General features: G+C 42.0%; 25 protein-coding genes. 24 read left to right on the top strand and 1 reads right to left on the bottom strand.

The window, feature by feature from the left end:
* The first annotated feature begins 269 nt into the window (after positions 1–269).
* Positions 270–1,253, top strand: coding sequence for a 23S rRNA pseudouridine(955/2504/2580) synthase RluC (gene rluC / locus QUD85_RS08210; protein ID WP_093329624.1), 984 nt, complete (start codon positions 270–272; stop codon positions 1,251–1,253).
* A gap of 30 nt (positions 1,254–1,283) precedes the next feature.
* Here rluC and QUD85_RS08205 read toward each other — a convergent pair whose 3' ends face one another.
* Positions 1,284–1,877, bottom strand: a complete 594-nt coding sequence (locus QUD85_RS08205) for a Maf family protein (RefSeq protein WP_093329626.1) — start codon at positions 1,875–1,877, stop codon at positions 1,284–1,286.
* Between the two features lie 126 nt (positions 1,878–2,003).
* Between QUD85_RS08205 and yceD the strand changes: the two genes are divergently transcribed.
* The 23 genes from yceD (at position 2,004) to QUD85_RS08090 (ending at position 23,021) form a co-directional block, all read left to right on the top strand.
* Complete coding sequence (gene yceD / locus QUD85_RS08200; RefSeq protein WP_093329627.1) at positions 2,004–2,516, top strand: 23S rRNA accumulation protein YceD; 513 nt, start codon at positions 2,004–2,006, stop codon at positions 2,514–2,516.
* A 27-nt stretch (positions 2,517–2,543) separates the two neighbouring features.
* Positions 2,544–2,714: a 50S ribosomal protein L32 gene (gene rpmF / locus QUD85_RS08195; protein ID WP_093329629.1), complete on the top strand. Its 171-nt coding sequence runs from the start codon at positions 2,544–2,546 to the stop codon at positions 2,712–2,714.
* 11 nt (positions 2,715–2,725) lie between these two features.
* Complete coding sequence (gene plsX / locus QUD85_RS08190; RefSeq protein WP_093329630.1) at positions 2,726–3,742, top strand: phosphate acyltransferase PlsX; 1,017 nt, start codon at positions 2,726–2,728, stop codon at positions 3,740–3,742.
* A 62-nt stretch (positions 3,743–3,804) separates the two neighbouring features.
* Complete coding sequence (gene fabD, locus QUD85_RS08185; protein WP_093329631.1) at positions 3,805–4,740, top strand: ACP S-malonyltransferase; 936 nt, start codon at positions 3,805–3,807, stop codon at positions 4,738–4,740.
* An 8-nt stretch (positions 4,741–4,748) separates the two neighbouring features.
* Positions 4,749–5,483 carry a 3-oxoacyl-ACP reductase FabG gene (gene fabG, locus QUD85_RS08180; RefSeq protein ID WP_093329633.1) on the top strand — a complete coding sequence of 245 codons (735 nt, stop codon included), beginning with the start codon at positions 4,749–4,751 and terminating at the stop codon, positions 5,481–5,483.
* A 176-nt stretch (positions 5,484–5,659) separates the two neighbouring features.
* Positions 5,660–5,893, top strand: a complete 234-nt coding sequence (gene acpP / locus QUD85_RS08175; RefSeq protein WP_093329635.1) for an acyl carrier protein — start codon at positions 5,660–5,662, stop codon at positions 5,891–5,893.
* Between the two features lie 115 nt (positions 5,894–6,008).
* Positions 6,009–7,250, top strand: coding sequence for a beta-ketoacyl-ACP synthase II (fabF, locus tag QUD85_RS08170; protein ID WP_093329636.1), 1,242 nt, complete (start codon positions 6,009–6,011; stop codon positions 7,248–7,250).
* Positions 7,251–7,345: 95 nt separating this feature from the next.
* Positions 7,346–8,158 carry an aminodeoxychorismate lyase gene (pabC, locus tag QUD85_RS08165; RefSeq protein ID WP_093329638.1) on the top strand — a complete coding sequence of 271 codons (813 nt, stop codon included), beginning with the start codon at positions 7,346–7,348 and terminating at the stop codon, positions 8,156–8,158.
* Positions 8,151–9,146, top strand: a complete 996-nt coding sequence (gene mltG / locus QUD85_RS08160; protein WP_093329639.1) for an endolytic transglycosylase MltG — start codon at positions 8,151–8,153, stop codon at positions 9,144–9,146. The genes pabC and mltG overlap by 8 nt, the downstream gene beginning before the upstream one ends.
* A 2-nt stretch (positions 9,147–9,148) precedes the next feature.
* A complete protein-coding gene (gene tmk, locus QUD85_RS08155; protein WP_093329641.1) occupies positions 9,149–9,781 on the top strand; it encodes a dTMP kinase in 633 nt (210 codons plus the stop codon).
* A complete protein-coding gene (locus tag QUD85_RS08150) occupies positions 9,774–10,703 on the top strand; it encodes a DNA polymerase III subunit (protein WP_093329642.1) in 930 nt (309 codons plus the stop codon). The genes tmk and QUD85_RS08150 overlap by 8 nt, the downstream gene beginning before the upstream one ends.
* A gap of 3 nt (positions 10,704–10,706) precedes the next feature.
* Complete coding sequence (locus tag QUD85_RS08145; RefSeq protein ID WP_245732114.1) at positions 10,707–11,033, top strand: PilZ domain-containing protein; 327 nt, start codon at positions 10,707–10,709, stop codon at positions 11,031–11,033.
* Between the two features lie 12 nt (positions 11,034–11,045).
* Positions 11,046–11,816, top strand: a complete 771-nt coding sequence (locus tag QUD85_RS08140; protein WP_093329644.1) for a TatD family hydrolase — start codon at positions 11,046–11,048, stop codon at positions 11,814–11,816.
* Between the two features lie 449 nt (positions 11,817–12,265).
* A complete protein-coding gene (locus tag QUD85_RS08135) occupies positions 12,266–12,949 on the top strand; it encodes a GntR family transcriptional regulator (protein WP_093329646.1) in 684 nt (227 codons plus the stop codon).
* A 14-nt stretch (positions 12,950–12,963) separates the two neighbouring features.
* On the top strand, positions 12,964–13,860 hold the full coding sequence (prpB, locus tag QUD85_RS08130; protein WP_093329647.1) for a methylisocitrate lyase: 897 nt from the start codon (positions 12,964–12,966) through the stop codon (positions 13,858–13,860).
* A gap of 22 nt (positions 13,861–13,882) precedes the next feature.
* Positions 13,883–15,007, top strand: a complete 1,125-nt coding sequence (prpC, locus tag QUD85_RS08125) for a bifunctional 2-methylcitrate synthase/citrate synthase (RefSeq protein WP_093329649.1) — start codon at positions 13,883–13,885, stop codon at positions 15,005–15,007.
* A 50-nt stretch (positions 15,008–15,057) separates the two neighbouring features.
* Positions 15,058–17,661, top strand: coding sequence for a Fe/S-dependent 2-methylisocitrate dehydratase AcnD (gene acnD, locus QUD85_RS08120; RefSeq protein ID WP_093329651.1), 2,604 nt, complete (start codon positions 15,058–15,060; stop codon positions 17,659–17,661).
* A 20-nt stretch (positions 17,662–17,681) separates the two neighbouring features.
* The gene (gene prpF / locus QUD85_RS08115) at positions 17,682–18,857 is read left to right on the top strand and encodes a 2-methylaconitate cis-trans isomerase PrpF (RefSeq protein WP_093329652.1); all 1,176 of its coding nucleotides are present in this window, start codon (positions 17,682–17,684) and stop codon (positions 18,855–18,857) included.
* A 149-nt stretch (positions 18,858–19,006) separates the two neighbouring features.
* Complete coding sequence (locus QUD85_RS08110; RefSeq protein ID WP_093329654.1) at positions 19,007–19,861, top strand: DMT family transporter; 855 nt, start codon at positions 19,007–19,009, stop codon at positions 19,859–19,861.
* Positions 19,862–19,973: 112 nt separating this feature from the next.
* The gene (gene miaE / locus QUD85_RS08105; protein WP_093329655.1) at positions 19,974–20,546 is read left to right on the top strand and encodes a tRNA-(ms[2]io[6]A)-hydroxylase; all 573 of its coding nucleotides are present in this window, start codon (positions 19,974–19,976) and stop codon (positions 20,544–20,546) included.
* Positions 20,547–20,559: 13 nt separating this feature from the next.
* Entirely contained in the window at positions 20,560–21,750 is a 1,191-nt protein-coding gene (locus QUD85_RS08100) for a hypothetical protein (protein WP_093329657.1), read from the top strand.
* A complete protein-coding gene (locus QUD85_RS08095; protein WP_093329817.1) occupies positions 21,750–22,346 on the top strand; it encodes a glutathione S-transferase family protein in 597 nt (198 codons plus the stop codon). The genes QUD85_RS08100 and QUD85_RS08095 overlap by 1 nt, the downstream gene beginning before the upstream one ends.
* Positions 22,347–22,361: 15 nt before the next feature.
* Entirely contained in the window at positions 22,362–23,021 is a 660-nt protein-coding gene (locus QUD85_RS08090) for a DsbA family oxidoreductase (RefSeq protein ID WP_093329658.1), read from the top strand.
* The last annotated feature ends 31 nt before the right edge of the window (positions 23,022–23,052 follow it).

Below are 23,052 nucleotides of genomic sequence, written 5' to 3'. Positions count from 1 at the left end.
AAATTCATCAGTTATTCACGCTGGACTTTGTTGTATGCATTCTTTTTCTGGTGTTTCACCTTGAATGCAGAGCGTTTCACTAAGTGCAATCTTTATGTACTTTGCAAATGTGTTCGCTATGGGCCTCTTACAATTCGTAAAAACTGGTTTTTATTCGCCTTGGTTCTATACTCAGGCGTTTTTATATTATCCCACTAAAATGAGCAATAAGGCAATAAAATTAAAGTTTTAATACCGAAAAAAGTGATTCACATGGTAAAATTATTGGCATGAACGCAAAAAACGAACAAAAAACAGACAGACCTAAAGTAAGGTTTTATGAAATTGATAGTGAAGATCAAGGTCAGCGTATTGATAACTATCTGCTTAAAACGCTAAAAGGTGTGCCAAAAAGTATGATTTATCGCCTGTTAAGAAAGGGCGAGATTCGAGTCAATAAAAAACGGACTAAGCCTGAGTACAAACTTAATGATGGTGACGTAATTCGCGTAGCACCTATTCGTATATCAGAAAACGATAACAATAAGATTTCAACCAAACTTAATGTCGTGGCTGAACTAGAAAAGCACATTCTTTTTGAAGATGAACGCTTGCTCGTAATAAACAAGCCTTCTGGTATGGCAGTGCATGGTGGTAGTGGTTTAAGTTTTGGGGTGATTGAAGCGTTAAGAGCTTTGCGTCCTGATGCTCGAATGCTTGAATTGGTGCACCGTTTAGACAGAGACACCTCGGGGTGCTTGGTCGTTGCTAAGAAGCGCTCAGCATTAAGGCATTTACACGAGCAATTAAGAAATAAACGTGTGAAGAAGTTCTATCATGCATTTGTTAAAGGGCACTGGCCTAATAAATTGACCAAGGTGTCAGAAGGGCTGCGTAAGAACGATCTAAAATCTGGCGAACGTGTCGTTGTGGTTGATAATATCGACGGCAAGGCATCAGAAACACGTTACAAAGTGCTAAAACGATTCAAAGGTGCAACGCTTGTTCGCGCATTTCCGGTGACTGGTAGAACACATCAAATACGAGTGCACTGTCAATGCCAAGGGCATCCTATTGCTTGTGATGCAAAATATGGCCATGAAGACTTTGATAAAGCGGCAAAATCTGCTGGATTAAATCGATTGTTTTTGCATGCAGCAAGTATCACATTTGAACACCCATTGTCAGGTGACATGATCACAATAGAAGCGCCGTTAGACGACGCATTATCTAAAGTTTTAAGCAATTTCCCAAAAGAAAATAGTAACGCGTAACTGTATGTATCTGAGCGCTAGGTGTTGATTTTATTGCTTTGACAATACATCAACACCTTGTTTGCTTAACAAGCGTACTAATTGTATTAAGGGTAATCCAATGAGGCTATTTGGGTCACTACTGGTGATTTTTTCAAATAGGCTAATACCAAATCCTTCACTTTTAAAACTCCCGGCGCAATCAAGTGGTAGCTCTACGTCGACATAGTGGCTTATTTGCTCGTCGGTTAATTGACGAAAATGGACAACGGTTTCATCGACAATTGTTTCTGCCGTTTTTGTTGCTGTGTTGTATAGGCATAAACTGGTAAGAAAGGTGACGGATTGTCCACTAAATGAAGCTAGCTGCGCTATCGCGTTTTCTCGCGTATGCGGTTTACCTAATATGGCATCGTTATGCAGAGCAATTTGGTCGCTACCTATAATTAACGCCTGATCAAAAGGCGCCGATACAGCCTCTGCTTTTTGTTGAGCTAATCGGGTGACGAGATCGGTTGGTGATTCGTTGTCCAATGGTGTCTCATCTATATTCGGTTTTTCACAAATAAAAGGGATACCAAGCTTTTCTAATAAGCCTCGGCGATAGATTGAAGTAGATGCTAAAATTAGCGTTAATTTGTTCATAAACTCGCTTGATTGTTATAAAATTGCACAAATTGGCGGTGATATCGTAATAATACGTAATTTTTAGCCAAAAACTATGATTTTTCTTTTGACACAAGGACATCGGGGCTTTATCATGCGCGCCTTATGCAAAACCTTAAGCTACCGATTACGATAGACCCTTATAAAAGTGCTCAACGCAGGTTGGAGTGCGAAGGATACTTTGACGTATCGGCAATGGAAAGATTACTGTCTGTCTGTAGTACAGATAGTCAGCAAGTTTTTGTTAAGGTAAACTTTAATGTTGACGAATTAGGCTTGGTAGTTATTACCGGCTCGGCAACACTAAATGTTGACCTGACGTGTCAGCGTTGTAATGGGCTTTTACCCTATGACTTAAATGCAAAGTTTGCATTTACGCCATTGAAGAAAGCACAAGACGAGGCTGATTTGCCGTCATATTATGACGGAATAGAATTAGATGAGAATGGTGAAGTGCACTTGCGAGAGTTAGTGGAAGACGAGTTAATGCTCGCGATTCCATTAATACCTAGGCATGCTCCAGAAGACTGTGAAGCGGAAGCTGACAGTGTTTGGGGTGAACTGCCTGAAGAGCTTGATAAGCCCAATCCATTTGATGTTTTAAAACAACTTAAGTAATTAATTGATTAAATTAGGAGTTAGGCAATGGCAGTTCAAAAGAGCAAAAAGTCTCGTTCAAGACGTGGCATGCGCCGTTCACATGACGCTTTAACAGCAGAAAACTTATCAGTAGATCCAGTATCTGGTGAAACTCACCGTCGTCACCACGTGACAGCAGACGGCTTTTACAAAGGCGTAAAAGTAGTTAATAAGTAAGCTTTCTTGCTTTGACTAATCTAACCCTGGCGTTAGATGTTATGGGGGGCGATAAAGGCCCCCTTATAACAATCCCTGCTGCAATTAAAGCAGTAGAGTATTTGCCTCATTTAAATCTTATTCTGTGTGGTGATCAGGACGTAATCACAAAACACCTGGAAACACACAACAGCGCTTCGCACCCCCAACTTTCTATTTTCCATTGCAGTGAATCTGTTTCAATGGATGAAAAACCCGCTATTGCACTTAGAACCAAGAAAGATAGTTCTATGCGTAAGATGTTAGATCTAGTATCTGATGGCCAAGCTGATGCTTGCGTGAGTGCTGGCAATACAGGCGCATTATTCGCTACCGCACACTTTGTTCTAAAAACAATTCCCGGCGTTGAAAGGCCAGCGCTTATTTCTGCTTTACCAACAAATGAAGACGGGCGTAATGTGTTTATGTTGGACCTTGGCGCTAATGTCTTTTGTGATGCTAGTGTGTTGTACCAATTTGCCATTATGGGTGCGGTGTTAGCAGAAGAAGTCGACGGTATCAGCAATCCGCGTGTTGCGCTTTTGAATATGGGCGAAGAAGATATTAAGGGAAGTGACCACATCAAATTAACTGGCAACTTGTTAAAAGAAAGCCAAGTGGTTAATTATGTGGGGTTTGTCGAAGGTAATGATATTTTGACAAACAAAGCCGACGTTATTGTATGCGATGGATTTGTAGGTAATGTTGCATTAAAAACATGTGAAGGTGTAGCTCGCATGTTATTCAAAAAGTTACAGTTATTCCTTTCAAAGCATGTTTTTGCTCGAATAGTAGGCAAACTGTTAGCTCCATCCATAAAAAAACTGTTCAAATCACTGAACCCCGACCAGTATAACGGTGCAAGTTTGATAGGATTACGCGGCATTGTGGTGAAGAGCCACGGTAATGCGAATGAAAACGCATTTTTTGCGGCTATCATGGAAGCCGTAAAAGAAGTAGAAAGACAAGTACCAGAAAAAATACAAGAAAAGCTAGAGCAAAGCGTTTAAACGGTTTATTCAAGCTAAAAGTGGACTTGTTGCTGGCTAAATCATAAAAAACAGGGTTTAAAATGCAAAAAAATCTCGCATTTGTTTTTCCAGGTCAAGGATCTCAAACAGTTGGTATGTTGGCAGATTTTGCTGACAATGACATTGTACAAAATACGTTTAAAGAAGCGTCTGATGCGCTTGGTTATGACGTGTGGGAACTTGTGTCACAAGGACCAGCAGATAAATTAAATCAAACAAATTACACACAACCTGCTTTATTGACAGCCAGTGTCGCTATGTGGCGACTGTGGGCAAGTCAAACGGACGTAAAACCGTCTGTATTAGCAGGTCATAGTTTAGGTGAATACTCGGCGCTTGTATGTGCTGAAGTTCTTTCATTAGCAGACGCAGTAAAACTCGTTGAAAAACGCGGCGAGTATATGCAAGAAGCAGTACCAGCGGGTGTTGGTGCAATGGCAGCAATTATCGGTTTAGGCGATCAGCAAATTATTGACGCATGCGCGCAAGCTGAGCAGGGCGAAGTGGTTTCTGCCGTTAACCTTAACTCACCAGGTCAAGTGGTTATCGCAGGGCATAAAGCAGCAGTAGAAAGAGCCGGTGAACTGTGTAAAGAAGCAGGCGCAAAGCGTGTATTACCATTACCGGTTAGCGTGCCATCGCATTGTGCATTAATGAAGCCAGCGGCAGATAAATTAGCCGATGAATTAGCAAGCATTAGTTTTAATACACCGGTTATTCCTGTGGTAAACAATGTTGATGTTAAGGCTGAGAAAGATGGCTTGGCGATTAAACAGGCTTTAATCAAGCAGCTATATAGTCCGGTACGCTGGACAGAAACAATTGAAAGCTTTGGCGCGTTATCAATAGAAAACGTTGTTGAAGCAGGTCCAGGTAAAGTATTAGCTGGATTAATTAAAAGAATAAACAAATCGATAGTGAGCGTCTCTCTGAACGACAATGGTTCGTTAGAGAAATCACTTTCATTGGTAGAGTAAGGAATTATATGTTTTCTTTAGAAGGTAAGGTCGCTCTTGTCACTGGCGCTAGCCGTGGTATCGGTAAGGCTATTGCAGAGCAACTACAAGCACTTGGTGCAACTGTTGTAGGTACAGCGACATCAGAAGGCGGCGCAGCTAATATCAGCGGATATTTAGGTGAAGGTCGCGGTATGGTGCTTAACGTGACTGAAGACGAGTCAATTGCCAACCTATTTGAACAAATTAAAAGTGCATTTGGTGGTGTAGATATTCTTGTTAATAATGCAGGTATCACCCGCGACAATCTGTTTATGCGAATGAAAGATGCAGAATGGGAAGATATCATCGAAACCAATCTTTCTTCTGTTTTTAAAATCAGCAAGCAAGTTTTGCGCCCAATGATGAAAGCGCGCAACGGTCGTATTATCAATATTGGTTCCGTTGTTGGCACTATGGGTAACGCAGGACAAGTTAACTATGCGACGGCGAAAGCAGGTCTAATTGGTTTCACTAAGTCTTTAGCAAGAGAAGTTGCTTCTCGCGGTATCACGGTTAATACGGTTGCACCAGGTTTTATCGACACAGATATGACACAAACGTTAACTGATGAACAAAAAGCCGGCATATTTGCACAAGTACCAGCCAACCGTCTAGGTAAGCCAGAAGAGATTGCGCAAACGGTTGCGTTTCTTGCATCAGATGCTGCTGCTTATATTACCGGTGAAACAGTTCACGTAAATGGCGGTATGTATATGGTTTAAAAGCCACTATATATCAGCATTTGCTACTTGAATTTTAATGAATTTAGATTAAAACTATACACAGCAACAGGTTAGACCACGGCTAAAACTAAAATTAAAAGCTTGCGGGCGTGGCTGTTGACGAATAAACTACACGCAATTTTTTAAAAATTGCATTTTCTATTAAAGGAAAAAAAATGAGTACTATTGAAGAACGCGTAAAAAAAATTACTGTTGAGCAGTTAGGTGTAAGTGAAGATGAAGTAACAACAGAAGCTTCATTTGTTGACGACCTTGGTGCTGACTCACTAGACACTGTTGAGCTAGTAATGGCGTTAGAAGAAGAATTCGATACTGAGATTCCTGATGAGGAAGCTGAGAAAATCACTACGGTTCAAGCTGCTATCGACTACATTACAGCTAACCAGTAAAAACAAGAAATCAGGCGGTATTAACCGCCTGTTTTTTTATACCCACATTTCTTCTTTTTAAAACACTTTCTAAAACATCCATATTCAATAAATATATTCAGGAGGATACCTCTACATGCGTCGCGTAGTGATCACCGGTTATGGCATGCTTTCACCCCTTGGTAATGATGCCGAAACAACTTGGCAAAACCTATTAGCAGGCAAAAGTGGTATAGGTGAAGTAGAACATTTTGATATTAGTAGCTTTCCAACGCGCTTTGCGGGTTTGGTTAAAGACTTTGATAGTGAGGCCTACGGCATTACTAAAAAAGATACTAAGAAAATGGATTTATTTATTCAATATGGTATCGCGGCAGGTCTTCAAGCAATGGAACATTCTGGTCTTGAAGTAACAGAACAAAACGCGAGTAGAATAGGGGTTGCTATTGGTTCAGGTATTGGCGGTTTAACCTTAATTGAAGATGGCCACAACAAATACCTAAAAGGTGGCGTTAGAAAATTATCACCTTTCTTTTGTCCTTCTACCATTTTAAACATGATCTCGGGTAATCTATCGATTCGCCTGGGCTTGAAAGGACCTAATATTGCCATCGTTACTGCTTGTACATCAGGCGTGCATAATATTGGTCATGCGGCTCGTATGATTGCGTATGGCGATGCAGATGCCATGTTAGCAGGTGGTGCTGAAAAAGCATCGACCGAGCTTGGTATTGGCGGTTTTTGCTCAGCACGCGCCTTATCAACGCGTAATGACGAACCTACTAAAGCATCACGCCCTTGGGATAAAGACCGAGACGGTTTTGTATTGAGTGATGGTGCAGGTGTTGTGGTAGTTGAAGAATACGAGCACGCAAAAGCACGTGGCGCGAATATCTTTGCTGAAATTGTTGGCTTTGGTATGAGTGGCGACGCGCATCATATGACATCACCACCAGAAAATGGTGAAGGTGCTGCACAAGCTATGGAGAATGCGATTAATGATGCAGGTATAGATCGCAGTAAAATCGGTTATATCAACGCACATGGTACATCGACACCAGCAGGCGATATTGCTGAAGTAGCAGCAGTAAAAAAAGTATTCGGTGACCATGCTTATAATCTTGTGATGGGCTCAACTAAATCAATGACAGGTCATTTACTTGGCGCTGCCGGTGCTGTAGAAGCAATTTTTACCACGCAAGCAATAGCAAACGGTAAAGTACCACCGACGATAAATGTTGATAACCCGGATGAAGGATGTGATCTAGATTTTATCCGCGACGGCGCGCGTGACGTATCGCTTGAATATGCATTATGTAACTCGTTTGGCTTCGGCGGAACCAATGGTTCTTTGCTACTTAAGAAAGTGACTGATTAATTAGTGTGCATCCAAGCACATCTTGTAATTAAACACTTGAATTAACATGACAAAGCTTGAATACTGGCAACAGAATTCAAGCTTTTTTATTTTATATGCTTTTTTGCGCTGTTAATGGTCAACAACAAGACGTTATCAAGGTTTCTGATAGAGGCCTCGCTTTTGGCGATGGTTTGTTCACAACGGCTAAAATCGTCGACGGCAAGATACAACTATTGCGTTATCATCTTGATAGATTAATCAGTGGCTGCCAGCAATTGCATATAAAAGGCGTCAACTTTAATACCTTGGCCGAATCTGTATGCCAGCAGGCCAAGCAATACCCGCTAGCGACGTTAAAAATCATCATAACTGCCGGTGAAAGCGAACGAGGCTATGCGCGAGATGACAGCGCTAAACCAACGGTTATTGTCACCATCAGCGAATTCCCAAAGCAATATATAAACTCCGATAATTTAGCCTTATCTGTAGGTATTGCTACTGCGCAGCTAGGCATAAATCCAACGTTAGCAGGAATTAAGCACTTAAATCGATTGGAACAAGTGCTGGTTAAAAAAGAAGCGCAAAGCTCTGCGTTTGATGACTTGTTGGTAACCAATATATCGGGACACATCATTGAAACAACAATGGCTAATGTATTCTTTAAGCGCAAAGATAAGGTGGTAACACCTAAGTTGAATCAAAGTGGCGTTAATGGACTCGTTAGGCAGCGTTTATTAGCCTTAAACGAAAACATTGAAGAGGTTGAATTAACGCTTGAAGATATTCAGACAATTGAAGGCGCAATGGTGTGCAATTGTCTTTTAGGTATCGTGCCAATAAAGCAGCTTAATGATAAAATATTGGATACCTCCTGGGTTGTGCCGCTACAGCAGGAATTAGAAAAGGACATAGTGTTACATGATTAAGAAAATCATCATTGTATTGATACTGCTTTTTGTCACAGCAGTGCTTAGTATCAACTACTTAACAGAACAACACATGACTAAGCCGATGAACTTAGCGAGTGAAACCATGTTAGATGTTGAAAAGGGCACAAGCTTTTATAGATTTTCTAAAACCTTGGTAGAGAAAGGCTGGGTTGATAATCGTTTATGGCTGCGTATATATGCAAAGAAACATCCACAACTTACTCGCTTAAAGGCGGGCAGCTATATGGTAACGCCCAACACAAGTGCAAAACAATTACTTGAGCAACTAGTAGAAGGTAAGGAATTTCACTGGTCGATCACCTTTATAGAAGGTTCAACGTTTAAAGACATGTTAAACGTGTTAGCGCAGCACGAGGAAGTAAAACAAACGCTAAGCGATATGTCGGTAGCGCAAATAGCACAAAAATTGGCGATAGATAACCCAAACCCTGAAGGTTGGTTTTACCCTGAAACCTATGCATTTACTAAAGGCACTACAGATTTAGCATTGCTAAAACGTGCTCATGTAAAAATGAAAACCGTACTCGAGCAAGCCTGGAACAACAAAGCAAAGGATTTGCCGTACAAATCGCCTTATGAAGCCCTTATCATGGCGTCAATCGTGGAAAAAGAAAGCGCGTATACTAAGGAAATGCCACGTATTTCTTCAGTTTTCGTCAATCGATTAAATAAAGGGATGCGCTTGCAAACGGATCCAACGGTTATCTATGGTCTTGGCGACAGATATCAAGGTGATATAAAGCGTAAACACTTGCGTGAAAAAACCGCTTATAATACTTATCGTATTAATGGTTTACCGCCGACACCAATTGCCATGCCAGGGCTGACAGCTATTGAAGCAACTTTGCACCCTGAGCAGAGCGATTATCTATATTTTGTCGCCCAGGGTGGCGGCCAACACTATTTTTCAAAAACATTAGCCGAGCACAATAAAGCGGTGCGTAAGTATATTTTAGGTAAATAAGCATGACCCAAGGAAAATTCATTGTCATTGAAGGCATGGAAGGCGCAGGAAAATCAACCGCTATTGCTGTTGTTGAAGCACAGTTAAACAAACATGGCATCACATTCGATAAAACCCGAGAGCCAGGTGGCACGCCAATGGCTGAATCTATGCGTGAACTGGTTAAATCTGTCGATATTAGTGAAACCGTTACCCAAGAAACAGAGCTTATGCTTATGTACGCCAGTCGAAGCCAATTGCTGGCTAATAAAATTAAACCGAGTTTAGCGCAGGGGCGCTGGGTGTTGGGCGATCGTCATGATCTTTCATCGCAAGCTTATCAAGGCGGTGGTAGACAAATTTCTGCAGATATTATGAACACCATGGCTGACATTACACTTAAGGGATTTAAGCCTGATTTAACCTTGTATTTAGATGTTACCCCAGAAATTGGCCTAGCCAGAGCGCGCGGTAGAGGCGAACTTGACCGTATTGAACAAGAAGATCTATCCTTCTTTGAACGTGTTAGAGCGCGTTACCAAGCGATTGCTGAACAAGATGACAGTATTCATTTGATCGATGCAACCCAGTCTATTGAAGCTGTGCACGAGCAAATAATCGACGTTGTAGAGGCGTTCATAGCACGCCATGACTAACACGCCCAATATAAGCCAATATCAACAGCAATTTGTTAGCCAAATAGCGCAACAAAAGCTACCGCATGCGTTGTTATTGGTGGGGCATCAACATGTTGGCAAATTAGCTTTAGCCAATTGGTTGGTATCTTTGCTTGCGTGTTTAACGCCTACAAAAGAGCACAATGCCTGTGGCCAATGCAAACATTGTTTGCTAGTGGCGCAATCAACCTTTCCAGATATCAAACATATTGCGCCAAATGGCCGTAATATAGGGGTCGATGAGATAAGGCAAGTATCTAATTTTATCGAGAAAACACCACTGCTATCGGCCTACAAGTCGGTTGTCATTGAAGATGCTGATAAAATGACGGTTGCTGCATCTAACGCGCTACTGAAAACCTTAGAAGAGCCAACGGACGACAGTTTTCTTATCTTAGTGGCGCAAGATATTAATGCACTGCTACCGACAATCGTTAGCCGATGCCAACAAGTTTTCATTAAAGCGCCCATACATGATGAACAAAGAACAGATCAAAACAAGCCAAGCGCGCTGAATAGTTCACATTTACCAGAATTGTCAGATGAAGAGATAGCAACAGAATATCAGGCATTTATTGCTGCGTTTTCTGCGTTTGTATTTGAACAGAAACCAATTAATAAAGTGCTGCCAATACTGCTTGCAACGCCACATAATTGGCGCTGGCTTGAAAAAATTAGCAGTGATTGGCAGCGCGCCATTAATGGCTGGGAAACTGCCAGCGATGCGCAATTAATCACTAAACAAGCCTGCGAGACGTTAGGCAAAGATAAGCTTTGGCAACTATATCAATTAACAGTATCATGTATACAACATCAAAAAACGTTTATTCAAAGCAATGATCAGTTTGAGATGGAAAAATACTTAACCCAAATAAAAACAATAACAAATCACGAGGAGTAAACCTTGCAAGACATCTATATGCAATTTGCAACTGAAAGAGACTTGTATCAAGCATATATGCCATTTTTAAAACAAGGTGGACTATTTTTCAAAACAGGTGAACGTTTTGAACTTGGTGAAGAGGTAACACTTAAAGTACATTTGCCTAACGAAGCAATTGAACATACAATTGCCGGCAAAATATGCTGGTTAACGCCGCCAGGCGCACAAAGTGGTACACCAGCGGGCATAGGTATAGCGTTTGTTGAAGATAAAAACGACGTGCGCAATACCATTGAAAAATCAATTGCTCGTATGCTTAATTCCTCTGAGCCTACGATGACTATGTAAATAGAGATAGTAGTGTTTATAGATTCTCACTGTCATTTAGACAGACTCAAATTATCTGAATATGAAAATGGGCTAGATACAGTGCTAGCCAATGCAAAGGATGCCAATGTTGAAGGTATGCTTTGCGTAAGTGTTACGCTAAAAGAATTTCCAAAAATGGCGCAGGTCACTGAGCCTTATAGTAACGTTTGGATCAGTTGTGGCGTGCATCCACTTAACCAAGAGGATGTCACAGATGAAGATACTTTATGCGAACTAGCATCTAATGAACGAGTAGTTGCTGTTGGTGAAACCGGACTAGACTATCATTACGCGCCAGAAACCGCTCAATTACAAAGAGACGCATTTAGACAACATATTCGTGTTGCTAACAAACTAAACAAGCCACTGATTATCCATACCCGAGATGCACAGCAAGATACCTTGGATATTATGCGAGAAGAGGGTGCTCAACAAGCAGGCGGTGTACTGCACTGTTTTACCGAAACATGGGAAATGGCAGAGCAGGCAATAGCAATGGGTTTTTATATTTCATTGTCAGGCATTGTTACCTTTAAAAATGCCGATGCATTGCGCGATGTTGCAAAGAAGATACCCGATGATCGTTTACTCATCGAAACTGATTCACCTTATTTAGCGCCCGTACCACATCGTGGCAAGCAGAATCAGCCCGCTTATGTTGCCGATGTAGCAAGATTTATCGCCAGTGTACGCGGACAATCGGTTGAACATATAGCACAAATTACCAAAGCGAATTTCAAACGTTTATTTAACATTTCCTAGGGCGTGTTGATCTTTACTGCATAAATTTCTTTTGCACAAAAAAATAGCCCAGAACAAATCCAGTTCCGGGCTCAGGGAAAAGGCTCAAAGGGGTTGAGCCGTGCGCTAATTCTGTCATTAAATCTCTCGAAAGTATTACGACTAGATGAACATCTAAATACTTTAATACTTTTAAGTGTAGTGTAATCTTTGCACTTTGCTAGTTTATTTTTTAAAAAATCCTATCCACCTGAATTAACACATAAATTCGATAAAATCTTGTTTGCTTTGCCGTACTACTTAACAGCTTATGTATAAGTTTTAAACGGCTTTTGCACAAGTTATCTACAGCTAAGCAGGCAAAAGTAACATGATCTAAGCAGAATATTGCAATTGTCGACAATGTTGGCTTGACCAAGCCGATGTAACTGTCTATATTACTACTTACTTTAAAATTGTCGACAATCTTAATGCCTCTACTCAATCCTACACAACAACCTATTGTTACAACAGCAGATAAGATTTTTACTACACTTCAGTCCGATATCGTTGAAGGAAATATCGCCGCAGGTACCAAAATTAGTGAGCCAGAACTGGCTAAAAAATATGACGTATCTCGCGCAACACTGCGTGAAGCCTTATCTAGACTAGAAAAGTGCCATCTTATTGAAAAAAAACCAAACGTTGGCGCTAGAGTCATAGATTGTTCTGTCGAACATTTACTCGACATTTATCTGGTGAGAGAAGCGCTTGAAGGTATGGCATGTCGCCTAGCGGCACAAAACATGTCAGATGAAGAGATTGTCGACATGCAAAACATGTTGAAAGCACATGGCGAAAAGCAAGATTTAAAAGACGGTGTCGGTTATTACCAAGAAGAGGGCGATCTTGATTTCCATTATCGTGTTATTCAAGGCGCTCACAATATTCAATTAACTGAGCTACTTCTTGGACAACTTTATCACGTTATTCGCATGTACCGTTGCCAGTTTGGTATGAATAGTCCGCGTGCAAGTAAAGCATTTACCGAACATGCCGCTATAGTGCAAGCGATTGCAGATCGTGACGGTGAGCTTGCCGAAATTCTCATGCGACGCCATATCGCAGCGTCGCGCAAAAATATAGAAAACAAGATACAACAAGTAAGCGCGTAAGCGTTGGAGCAATTATGTCAGAAACAAACCACTTATCCCCAGGCGCAAAATTTAGAGCGGCGCTAACAGCAAATCAACCACTGCAAATTGTCGGTACGATTAACGCCTATTGCGCGATGATGGCAAAGCAATTGGGCCACCAAGCTATTTACCTGTCAGGCGGCGGTGTAGCAAATGCATCTTATGGCTTACCTGATTTAGGTATGACCTCACTTAACGATGTAGTTGCAGATGTTCAACGTATTACTGCAGCGTGTGACCTACCTTTAATGGTAGATATCGACACGGGTTGGGGCGGTGCTTTTAATATTGCAAAAACCATTCGCGATATGGAAAAAGCAGGTGCTGCTGCTGTGCATATAGAAGATCAAGTGGCGCAAAAGCGTTGTGGTCATCGCCCGAACAAAGAAATTGTGTCGCAAGGCGAAATGGTAGATCGCATTAAAGCAGCGGTTGATGCTCGCACAGATAAAGACTTTTTTATCATGGCAAGAACAGATGCGTTTGCGCAAGAAGGTCTAGAAAAAGCATTAGAACGTGCTAAGGCGTATGTAGCAGCTGGTGCAGACGGTATTTTTGCTGAAGCCGTACAAACAGAAGAGCATTATCGCGCGTTCGCTGAGGCGTTAGACGTGCCAATCTTAGCCAATATTACAGAATTTGGTAAAACAGAGCTTTGGAATGCAAAGCAATTAGGAGAGTGGGGCTGTGCAATGGTGCTTTATCCACTATCTGCCTTTAGAGCAATGAATAAAGCTGCAGAGCTGGTTTATCAGACGATATTAAAAGATGGTGACCAAAAAGCGGTTGTAGATAACATGCAAACACGCATGGATCTATACGACTACTTAGGTTACCACGATTACGAACAAAAATTAGATAGCCTGTTCGCACAAGGCAAGAATAAATAATACGAATATTGAGGAGAGAAACATGGTAGACAAGAAACTTGGTGGAGCAGGCCTTCGCGGACAAAGTGCTGGTGAAACGAAACTTTGTACAGTGGGTAAATCAGGGACTGGCTTAACTTATTGTGGTTATGACATTACCGACTTAGCGGAAAACGCGACGTTTGAAGAAGTAGCATACCTGCTGTTTAACGGCGAATTACCAAACCAAGCGCAATTAGACGCATATAAAGCTGAATTAAAGCCACTACGTGATTTACCGCAGGCGCTTAAAGAAGTTTTACAACGTATTCCAGCTGATGCACATCCAATGGATGTCATGCGCACCGGTTGTTCATTTTTAGGTAATATCGAACCGGAAGTTGATTTTTCACAACAAAATCAAGCAGCTAATCGCTTATTAGCAGCGTTTCCTGCGATCATGACATATTGGTATCGTTTTTCTCATCATGGCGAAGATATTGACTGTGTGACTGATGAAGACACCATTGGTGGACACTTTTTGAAGTTGTTAACCGGCAAAACGCCTTCAGATTTGCATCGCCGCGTTATTGACGTATCGCTTATTTTATATGCAGAGCATGAGTTTAACGCGTCAACTTTTACTGCACGTGTATGTGCTTCTACGTTGTCTGACATGTACAGCTGTATTACAGGGGCGATAGGTTCTCTTCGTGGCCCGTTACATGGCGGTGCAAATGAAGCAGCAATGGACATGATTGAAGGTTTTAAATCACCTGAAGATGCAAAAGAGCAGATGGCAGGTATGTTAGCACGCAAAGAAAAAATTATGGGTTTTGGTCACGCGGTATATCGCACGTCTGATCCTCGTAACGATATCATTAAAAAGTGGTCAGAAAAGCTCGGTCACGAATTTGGTGATACCTTGCTTTATGATATCTCTGTCGCATGTGAAGAATACATGTGGGACACTAAGAAATTGTTCTGTAATGCCGACTTCTTCCACGCTTCGGCTTATCACTTTATGGGTATCCCTACGAAATTGTTTACGCCTATTTTCGTGTGTTCACGCTTAACAGGCTGGGCTGCACATGTCATGGAGCAACGTGACAACAACCGTATTATTCGCCCAAGTGCAGATTACATTGGCGCAGAACCGCGCAAAGTAACGCCAATCGCACAACGATAAACCACTATGCTGGTCCTTGTGGCCAGCACTCTTAATTGCACGACACTATTATGAATACTCAATATCGTAAATCGCTAGATGGCACGTCACTAGACTATTTTGACGTAGAACAAGCCATCAATGATATCTCTCCAGATACATATAAAACATTACCTTATACTGCTAAAGTGCTTGCTGAACAATTAGTAAGACGCTGCGCACCAGAACAACTCAATACCGCGCTATCTCAAATTGCTTTTGGTAAACAAGACAGTGACTTTCCTTGGTATCCTGCTCGCGTGGTCTGCCATGACATACTGGGTCAAACAGCATTAGTTGATTTGGCAGGTTTGCGAGATGCCATCGCAGACAAAGGGGGAGATCCTGCTAAGGTAAACCCTGTGGTTCCTACTCAATTGATTGTTGACCATTCGTTGGCTGTTGAACATGCTGGGTTTGAAGCTGACGCATTTGAAAAGAATAGGGCAATTGAAGATAGACGCAACGAAGATAGATTTCACTTTATCGAGTGGACTAAAACAGCGTTTGATAATGTCGATGTAATACCAGCAGGTAACGGCATTATGCACCAGATTAATCTCGAGAAAATGTCGCCAGTTATTCAGGCGCGAGATGGCGTTGCTTTTCCTGATACCTGTGTTGGTACTGATAGTCATACACCTCATGTTGATGCATTAGGTGTGATTGCTATTGGCGTTGGTGGTCTAGAAGCGGAAAACGTTATGCTTGGCCGCGCATCAATGATGCGTTTACCGGAAATTGTTGGTGTAAAACTAATCGGCCAACGTAAAGCGGGTATTACCGCCACCGACATTGTATTAGCGATTACAGAGTTTTTGCGCCAGCAAAAAGTCGTTTCTACCTACCTAGAATTTTTCGGCGAGGGTGCTGACAAGCTATCAATAGGCGATCGCGCTACTATCTCTAACATGACGCCAGAATATGGCGCCTCAGCGGCTATGTTTTACATTGATCAGCAAACCATTGACTATTTAAAAATAACTGGCCGTGAACCAGAGCAAATTGCATTAGTCGAACAATATGCAAAAACCGTTGGTTTATGGGCAGATGATATGAAAGAAGCGCGCTATGAGCGCGTATTAACATTTGACTTATCAACGGTTGAACGTAATTTAGCAGGTCCGTCTAACCCTCATCGTCGTTTACCTACAGCGCAGCTTGCTGAGCGAGGTGTAGCGGGTAAAGTTGATGAAGTCGACTCCAACAATTGGCAAGGTAACATGCCAGATGGTGCTTGTATTATTGCGGCAATTACCAGTTGTACTAATACGTCAAACCCGCGCAATGTGGTAGCAGCAGGTTTGGTTGCTAAAAAAGCAAATGAACTTGGACTCACGCGCAAGCCTTGGGTTAAAACGTCGTTTGCACCGGGTTCTAAAGTTGCGAAGTTATACTTAGAAGAGTCGAATTTGCTACCTGAGCTAGAAGCCATGGGCTTTGGCATCGTCGCATACGCTTGTACCACGTGTAATGGTATGTCTGGTGCACTTGATCCTGCCATTCAGCAAGAAATAATCGATCGAGACTTATATTCAACAGCCGTACTATCGGGCAACCGTAATTTTGATGGACGTATCCATCCTCATGCAAAACAAGCTTTCTTAGCGTCACCACCATTAGTAGTGGCATACGCAATTGCTGGTACTGTGCGCTTTGATATTGAACAAGATGTGTTAGGTCTTGATAAAGACGGCAATGAAGTACGACTAAAAGATATTTGGCCTAGTGATGAAGCCATTGATGAAATAGTAAGCAGAGCGGTAAAACCAGAGCAATTCAAGCAAGTTTACGAGCCAATGTTTGATCTTAAAGTAGACTTTGGAGAGAAAACAGATCCACTTTACGATTGGCGTGAAATGAGCACCTATATTCGCCGACCTCCTTATTGGGAGGGCGCGCTAGCAGGCGAACGCACGTTAACAGGAATGCGTCCTTTGGCTGTACTTGGTGACAATATTACGACCGATCACCTTTCACCTTCAAATGCTATTCTAGCGAGCAGTGCCGCAGGCGAATACTTGGCTAAAATGGGTTTGGCAGAAGAAGACTTTAACTCATATGCAACCCATCGTGGCGACCATTTAACTGCGCAACGCGCAACATTTGCTAACCCTAAGCTTTTAAATGAAATGGTGCTTGAAAATGGCGAGATAAAACAAGGTTCTTTTGCCCGTATCGAGCCAGAAGGCAAAGTCACTCGCATGTGGGAGGCAATTGAAACCTATATGCAGCGTAAACAGCCGCTGGTGATCGTTGCAGGTGCTGATTATGGTCAGGGCTCTTCACGTGATTGGGCAGCAAAGGGTGTGCGTTTGGCGGGTGTTGAAGCTATCATCGCTGAGGGTTTTGAACGTATTCATCGTACTAACCTTATTGGCATGGGCGTTTTACCGCTAGAATTTGTTGGTGGCGATACTCGTCATACCTACAATATTGACGGCACAGAGACCTTTGATGTTATCGGGGATAAATCTCCGGGTGGTCAACTAACAGTGATCATGTATCGCAGCAATGGCGATAGCTTAACCTTTAATGTGAAATGTCGCTTAGACACTGCAGAAGAAGTATCGGTTTACAATGCAGGTGGCGTTTTACAGCGTTTTGCACAAGACTTTTTAGAAGCTAACGCATAAATGTGTAAAGGAATCGCGAGATGACATTTAAACCTCAAATTAAAATCCCGGCAACGTATATGCGCGGAGGCACTAGCAAAGGCGTATTTTTTAAGTTGTCTGACTTGCCTATGGCGGCACAAGTTGCAGGAGATGTAAGAGACGCGTTGCTTTTGCGCATTATCGGTAGTCCAGATCCTTATGGAAAACAAACCGACGGTATGGGGGGAGCTACCTCTAGTACAAGTAAAACGGTTATCTTAGATAAGAGTGAACAACCAGGTCACGATGTTGACTATTTGTTTGGTCAGGTGTCTATCGACAAGCCGTTTGTTGATTGGAGTGGTAACTGTGGCAATTTAACCGCAGCGGTAGGCGCTTTTGCCATTGAAAATGGTCTAGTAAGCAGTGATAAAGTGCCGCAAAATGGCATAGCGACTGTAAAAATTTGGCAAAAGAACATCAGTAAAACCATCATTGCTAAAGTGCCTATGCATGAAGGTCAAGTGCAAGAAACGGGCGACTTTATTCTCGATGGTGTTGCCTTTCCTGCGGCCGAAGTTGAAGTGTCTTTTGTTGCGCCGGTAGAACCTACTGAACCACTTTTTCCAACTGGAAATGTCGTTGATACCTTAAATGTACCCGACGTAGGTGAATTTGAAGTAACCATGATTAATGCTGGCATTCCAACCGTATTTGTTAACGCGGCTGATGTGCAATGTCATGGCGCAGAACTGCAAGGTGAAGTGAATAGCGTTGCGGAAAAATTGGCGATGTTTGAAACTATTCGAGCATATGGTGCGCTTCGTATGGGACTTATCAATCGAATAGAAGATGCTGAAACTAGGCAACATACCCCTAAAATCGCGTTTGTGTCGCCGCCTAAACAATATGTTTCATCAAGTGGTCGTGTTGTTGAAGAGAGCGACATTGATTTGAATGTTCGAGCGCTTTCAATGGGGCAGTTGCATCATGCAATGATGGGAACAGCCGCTGTTGCAATAGCCTCAGCTGCAGCAATTGAAGGCACACTTGTTAATCAGTTAATCAAAAAAGATGATGTTGGTAGTGTTGTCTTTGGGCACCCATCAGGTACGTTAAAAGTAGGAGCGCTGGCAACTAAACTTGATGACAATTGGTTTATTGAACATGTCACCATGAGTCGCAGTGCACGCGTGCTTATGGAAGGGCATGTGCGTGTACCTCAAGACGACTAACCGATAATAAAACGATGAAAAACGCCCTAACATGATTACGTGCTAGGGCGTTTTTGTTTGGACTGTTTATGCGCAATTAAACGATTCAACGCATTGGTATACAAAGCCAATTTAGATAGAATGAAGGAAAAAGCTGAATAACAACAAATATGTCGATTAAACCACAAGTCGCGTTAATGGCAGCTGTCGCTGTCATATTGATGAGCACTGTACCCGTTACTGTCAAAATGATTTCTGCCTCGGTTGTTGAAATTGGCGCGGTACGCCTTGCTATAGCATTTGCTGGATTGACGCTCTTGCTTTATTTTCGAGGTTTTAGGTGGCAGCTCCCAAAACAACATTGGTTTGCGCTACTCGCTTTAGGCCTGATATTTGCAGCCCATTGGTATACTTATTTTCTTGGAATTAAACTATCCACTCCATCCGTTGCGGCATTGGGTGTGGCTACTTTTGGCATACATTTAGTGGTTTTGAGCGCCATCTTTTTGCGCCAACCTCTGCGAGCTGCAGACGCTGTGGCGCTGGTGTTAGCGTTACTTGGTATATTTTTGCTAAGTCCTAAAATTGATTGGCAGTCTGATTATTTTCTTGGTTTAGTCTCGAGTGTGGTTAGTGGATTACTTTACGCGTGTTTACCCATTGTAAATACCAAGTTTAAAGCTATCTCAGGCAATGTTCGCGCTTGGGGGCAGTTTGCTTTTGCCTTGATTCCATTTGCTGTGTTGTCAACGTTTGAAGGTTGGCAACTAACCAACTTTGATTGGACGGGACTATTGTTTTTAGGGGTGTTTGCTACGTTACTCGCGCACACCTTATGGGTACATGCTAGTGCCGAGCTACCAGGTACTTTTACCAGTGTCATTTATTACCTTTATATTCCATTTGCTATGGCGCTGAGCGTTATCTTTGAGCAAGAAGTTTTGTCACTTAACACCATTGCCGGTGGTTGCATCATTATTGCTGCCAATATCATTGCGATAGTTGCTCACAAAAAGCAGCAATAAACTAGCCAGTATTGAGCACAAGGAAATTACCATCAACAGTTAAATTAACACCGTTAATGGGGTAGAATACGCGCCAATTATCTACAGAGTGTTAGCCAAACTAGTTAGTACAATGATTGAATTGAAGTATCAAACTCCGCCAGAGTGGGCGGAAACTGTTATGAACGACTTTGACGCGTTCTTAAGTGACCATGCAGCCGCCGAGAAAAAAGCCTCAGGTATGGCAATGTCTATGTTATCTCATTACCCAGATCGCAAGTCAGTGGTTAAAGCCATGACAGATTTAGCGATTGAAGAGCTTATTCACTTTAAACAGGTATTGAAACTGATCACAGCGCGTGGACAGCAGTTAGGCCGTGATCAAAAAGATCCGTATATTCATGAACTAAGAGCCTTGTTTCGCCGTGGTACCGACGTATTTTTTCTAGATCGCTTGCTTATCGCAGGTGTTATCGAAGCAAGAGGCTACGAACGTTTTTCTTTGATCGCCCATGCGCTAGAGCCAGGTAAAGAAAAGGAATTATATTGGCAAATAGCGCGCTCTGAAGAAAAACATGCCAATTTGTTCGTTGAATTAGCTCTAGAGTACTTTGACGAAAATACAGTATATACTCGTCTTGAGGAAATACTGAACGCTGAAGCAGAAATCTGTAGGAAACTTCCTTTTAGGGCGGCCCTACATTAATCAGGATGGTGTTGTGGATAAACGAGTTATTGCTAAGTATCTGCAGCACTATGCTGAGAGTGAAGTTGCCTCGCTAGATAATTTTCCAGCAGAGTCATACCATCAAGCCGTTTGTATTCCCGCATACGAAGAAACGCCGCAATTTATTGAACAGCTGTTGTCTTCTTCGCTCTGGACAACTAACCGGCTGTTACTTGTGCTTGTTATCAATCAACCAGATAACGCTACAGATTCAAAGGCGCAAGAACAGTTAGCATCGTTTGTATGTGCTGTAGGGCCAATAGTTTGGCAACAAAATAACTTAACGTTGATATCTTCGCGCCATGGTGACATTTTAGTTGTAGATAGGTTTACAAGGCCTATTCCACACAAACAAGGTGTCGGTTTAGCAAGGAAAATCGCATGTGATATTTCGCTCGCATTATATGCTCAAGGCCTTGTAGATTCTCGCTTTATTATTTCAACAGATGCTGACGCAAGCCTACCAAACAACTATGTAAACGAACTAAAAACAGTCTCTAGTAACGTGTCTGTTGGTTATTGCGAGTTTTATCATTACAGCGCAAACACAGCGGTACATGTAGCCAATGAACTCTATGAACAAGCACTGCGCTATTACGTTAATGGGTTAATAGAGGCAAAAAGCCACTATGCGTTTTTTACCATTGGCTCTATTTTGTTTTTTGAGATGTCTGCGTATGCCAAAGTACGCGGTTTTCCCAAACGCAGTGCAGGGGAAGACTTCTATCTTATTAACAAATTGGCAAAAATAGGCGAGGTTAAGTCGCTAACAAAGGTTCATATTGAGCTAGAGGCAAGACCTTCTAATCGAGTACCTTTTGGCACTGGACCAGCCGTACAAAAGATTCTCGCGTTAAAACAGCAACAGCAAGACTATTTGTATTACCACCCTGACGTATTTAAGCAATTACGCCTTTTACTTGAATCTTTTCCGTTACTCTTTGCTAAAAGGCATGATCTCGATTCATGGTTTAAAGGGCTTACCGAAGTGAGTCGGCAAGCGTTACAAGCGCTCAATATCCATCGCTTTGTCAGCGCTAATCTCAATGTCTCCCAATCTCAATTTGATAAGCAATTAGTGCATTGGTTCGATGCGTTTAAAACGTTAAAATATATACACTTTTTACGAGATAACGGTTATCCTGATTGTCCATTCGAGGCAACCAAAACAAATAATCTATGATCACAATCTATGGTGATGTAAATTCTGGCAATTGTTACAAGGTTAAATTAACCGCAGAGCTACTTGGCATACCATATAAGTGGATACATGTAGATATTTTAAATCGAGAAACGCAATCTCAGGCTTTTTTAGCGAAGAATCCTAATGGCAAAATTCCTTGTTTAGTGCTCACCTCAGGGGACTGTTTAGCCGAATCTAACGCCATTATTAATTATCTAGCAAAAGACTCTTCGTTGTATCCCAACGATCCATTGACCCAAGCGTATATACAACAATGGCAATTTTTTGAGCAATACAGTCATGAGCCTTATATTGCGGTAGCCAGATTCATTAAAAAATATTTAGGTCTACCAAAAGATAAAGAGCAGGATTTCGCCTCAAAGCAAGAGGGCGGTCACAAAGCGTTGACTGTCATTGAGAAAACATTAGCAAAACAAGTCTACCTGGTGAATGATCAACTTTCGACAGCAGATATATCGTTGTTTGCCTATACTCATGTTGCAGACGAAGGTGGCTTTGATCTAGATAAATACCCTAATATCAAACAATGGATCAAACGCATTGAAAGACAATCAAATTATATAGCTATTGGCTAAATAGGGAGCATCATTATGTCACAACCTTTGGTGGTAGATTATTATTCAGATGTGCTATGTGTATGGGCTTGGATCGCGCAAAGACGAGTCGACGAGTTAGAAAAACAGTTTTTCGATAAAATAGTGATTAAGCATAAGTATGTAGACATCTTCGGAGATGTTGCTGCGAAAATGGAAACAACGTGGGCGACTCGTGGCGGTTATGCAGGCTTTGCCGAACATGTTGTTACCGCATCTAAACCCTATGATGAAGCGCCGGTAAAAGCCGATATTTGGCAGCAAGTAAAACCTACAACCTCGACTAATGCCCATTTGTTTATTAAGGCAGCACAACTGCAAATCGGCCAAAGAAAGTCAGCAGAGTATGCCTTTGCTATTCGTAATGCATTTTTTGTAGAAGGATTAGATATTAGCCAATACAAGGTACTCGCTGAAATCGCCTCAACAATTGGCTTAGATAGTCAGCTGCTAGTTTATGCGGTAGAAAACGGCACCGCAATTGCCGCACTTATGTCAGATTATCAGCAAGCAAAAAAAGAGCAGCTTAAAGGTAGCCCGACCTATGTGCTCGATGGTGGTCGTCAAACCCTGTTTGGTAATGTCGGCTACAGAGTGTTGCATGCAAATGTCGAACAGTTGCTGCATAACCCTGAGAATGAAGCAAGTTGGTGCTAGCGCTTTATGTATAAAGCTAGAAAAACTTTTC

This window comes from Thalassotalea agarivorans (assembly GCF_030295955.1).
GTDB classification, from domain to species: domain Bacteria; phylum Pseudomonadota; class Gammaproteobacteria; order Enterobacterales; family Alteromonadaceae; genus Thalassotalea_D; species Thalassotalea_D agarivorans.
This window is presented reverse-complemented; position numbering and strand designations above follow the sequence as displayed.

Coding starts and splice junctions, on each gene's coding strand:
- acnD (WP_093329651.1), top strand. CDS start 15,058: ATGAATACTCAATATCGTAAATCGCTAGATGGCACGTCACTAGACTAT.
- QUD85_RS08090 (WP_093329658.1), top strand. CDS start 22,362: ATGTCACAACCTTTGGTGGTAGATTATTATTCAGATGTGCTATGTGTA.
- prpF (WP_093329652.1), top strand. CDS start 17,682: ATGACATTTAAACCTCAAATTAAAATCCCGGCAACGTATATGCGCGGA.
- prpB (WP_093329647.1), top strand. CDS start 12,964: ATGTCAGAAACAAACCACTTATCCCCAGGCGCAAAATTTAGAGCGGCG.
- mltG (WP_093329639.1), top strand. CDS start 8,151: ATGATTAAGAAAATCATCATTGTATTGATACTGCTTTTTGTCACAGCA.
- rluC (WP_093329624.1), top strand. CDS start 270: ATGAACGCAAAAAACGAACAAAAAACAGACAGACCTAAAGTAAGGTTT.
- miaE (WP_093329655.1), top strand. CDS start 19,974: ATGATTGAATTGAAGTATCAAACTCCGCCAGAGTGGGCGGAAACTGTT.
- fabG (WP_093329633.1), top strand. CDS start 4,749: ATGTTTTCTTTAGAAGGTAAGGTCGCTCTTGTCACTGGCGCTAGCCGT.
- fabD (WP_093329631.1), top strand. CDS start 3,805: ATGCAAAAAAATCTCGCATTTGTTTTTCCAGGTCAAGGATCTCAAACA.
- prpC (WP_093329649.1), top strand. CDS start 13,883: ATGGTAGACAAGAAACTTGGTGGAGCAGGCCTTCGCGGACAAAGTGCT.
- acpP (WP_093329635.1), top strand. CDS start 5,660: ATGAGTACTATTGAAGAACGCGTAAAAAAAATTACTGTTGAGCAGTTA.
- pabC (WP_093329638.1), top strand. CDS start 7,346: ATGCTTTTTTGCGCTGTTAATGGTCAACAACAAGACGTTATCAAGGTT.
- QUD85_RS08110 (WP_093329654.1), top strand. CDS start 19,007: ATGTCGATTAAACCACAAGTCGCGTTAATGGCAGCTGTCGCTGTCATA.
- QUD85_RS08150 (WP_093329642.1), top strand. CDS start 9,774: ATGACTAACACGCCCAATATAAGCCAATATCAACAGCAATTTGTTAGC.
- QUD85_RS08205 (WP_093329626.1), bottom strand. CDS start 1,877: ATGAACAAATTAACGCTAATTTTAGCATCTACTTCAATCTATCGCCGA.
- fabF (WP_093329636.1), top strand. CDS start 6,009: ATGCGTCGCGTAGTGATCACCGGTTATGGCATGCTTTCACCCCTTGGT.
- tmk (WP_093329641.1), top strand. CDS start 9,149: ATGACCCAAGGAAAATTCATTGTCATTGAAGGCATGGAAGGCGCAGGA.
- rpmF (WP_093329629.1), top strand. CDS start 2,544: ATGGCAGTTCAAAAGAGCAAAAAGTCTCGTTCAAGACGTGGCATGCGC.
- yceD (WP_093329627.1), top strand. CDS start 2,004: ATGCAAAACCTTAAGCTACCGATTACGATAGACCCTTATAAAAGTGCT.
- QUD85_RS08135 (WP_093329646.1), top strand. CDS start 12,266: ATGCCTCTACTCAATCCTACACAACAACCTATTGTTACAACAGCAGAT.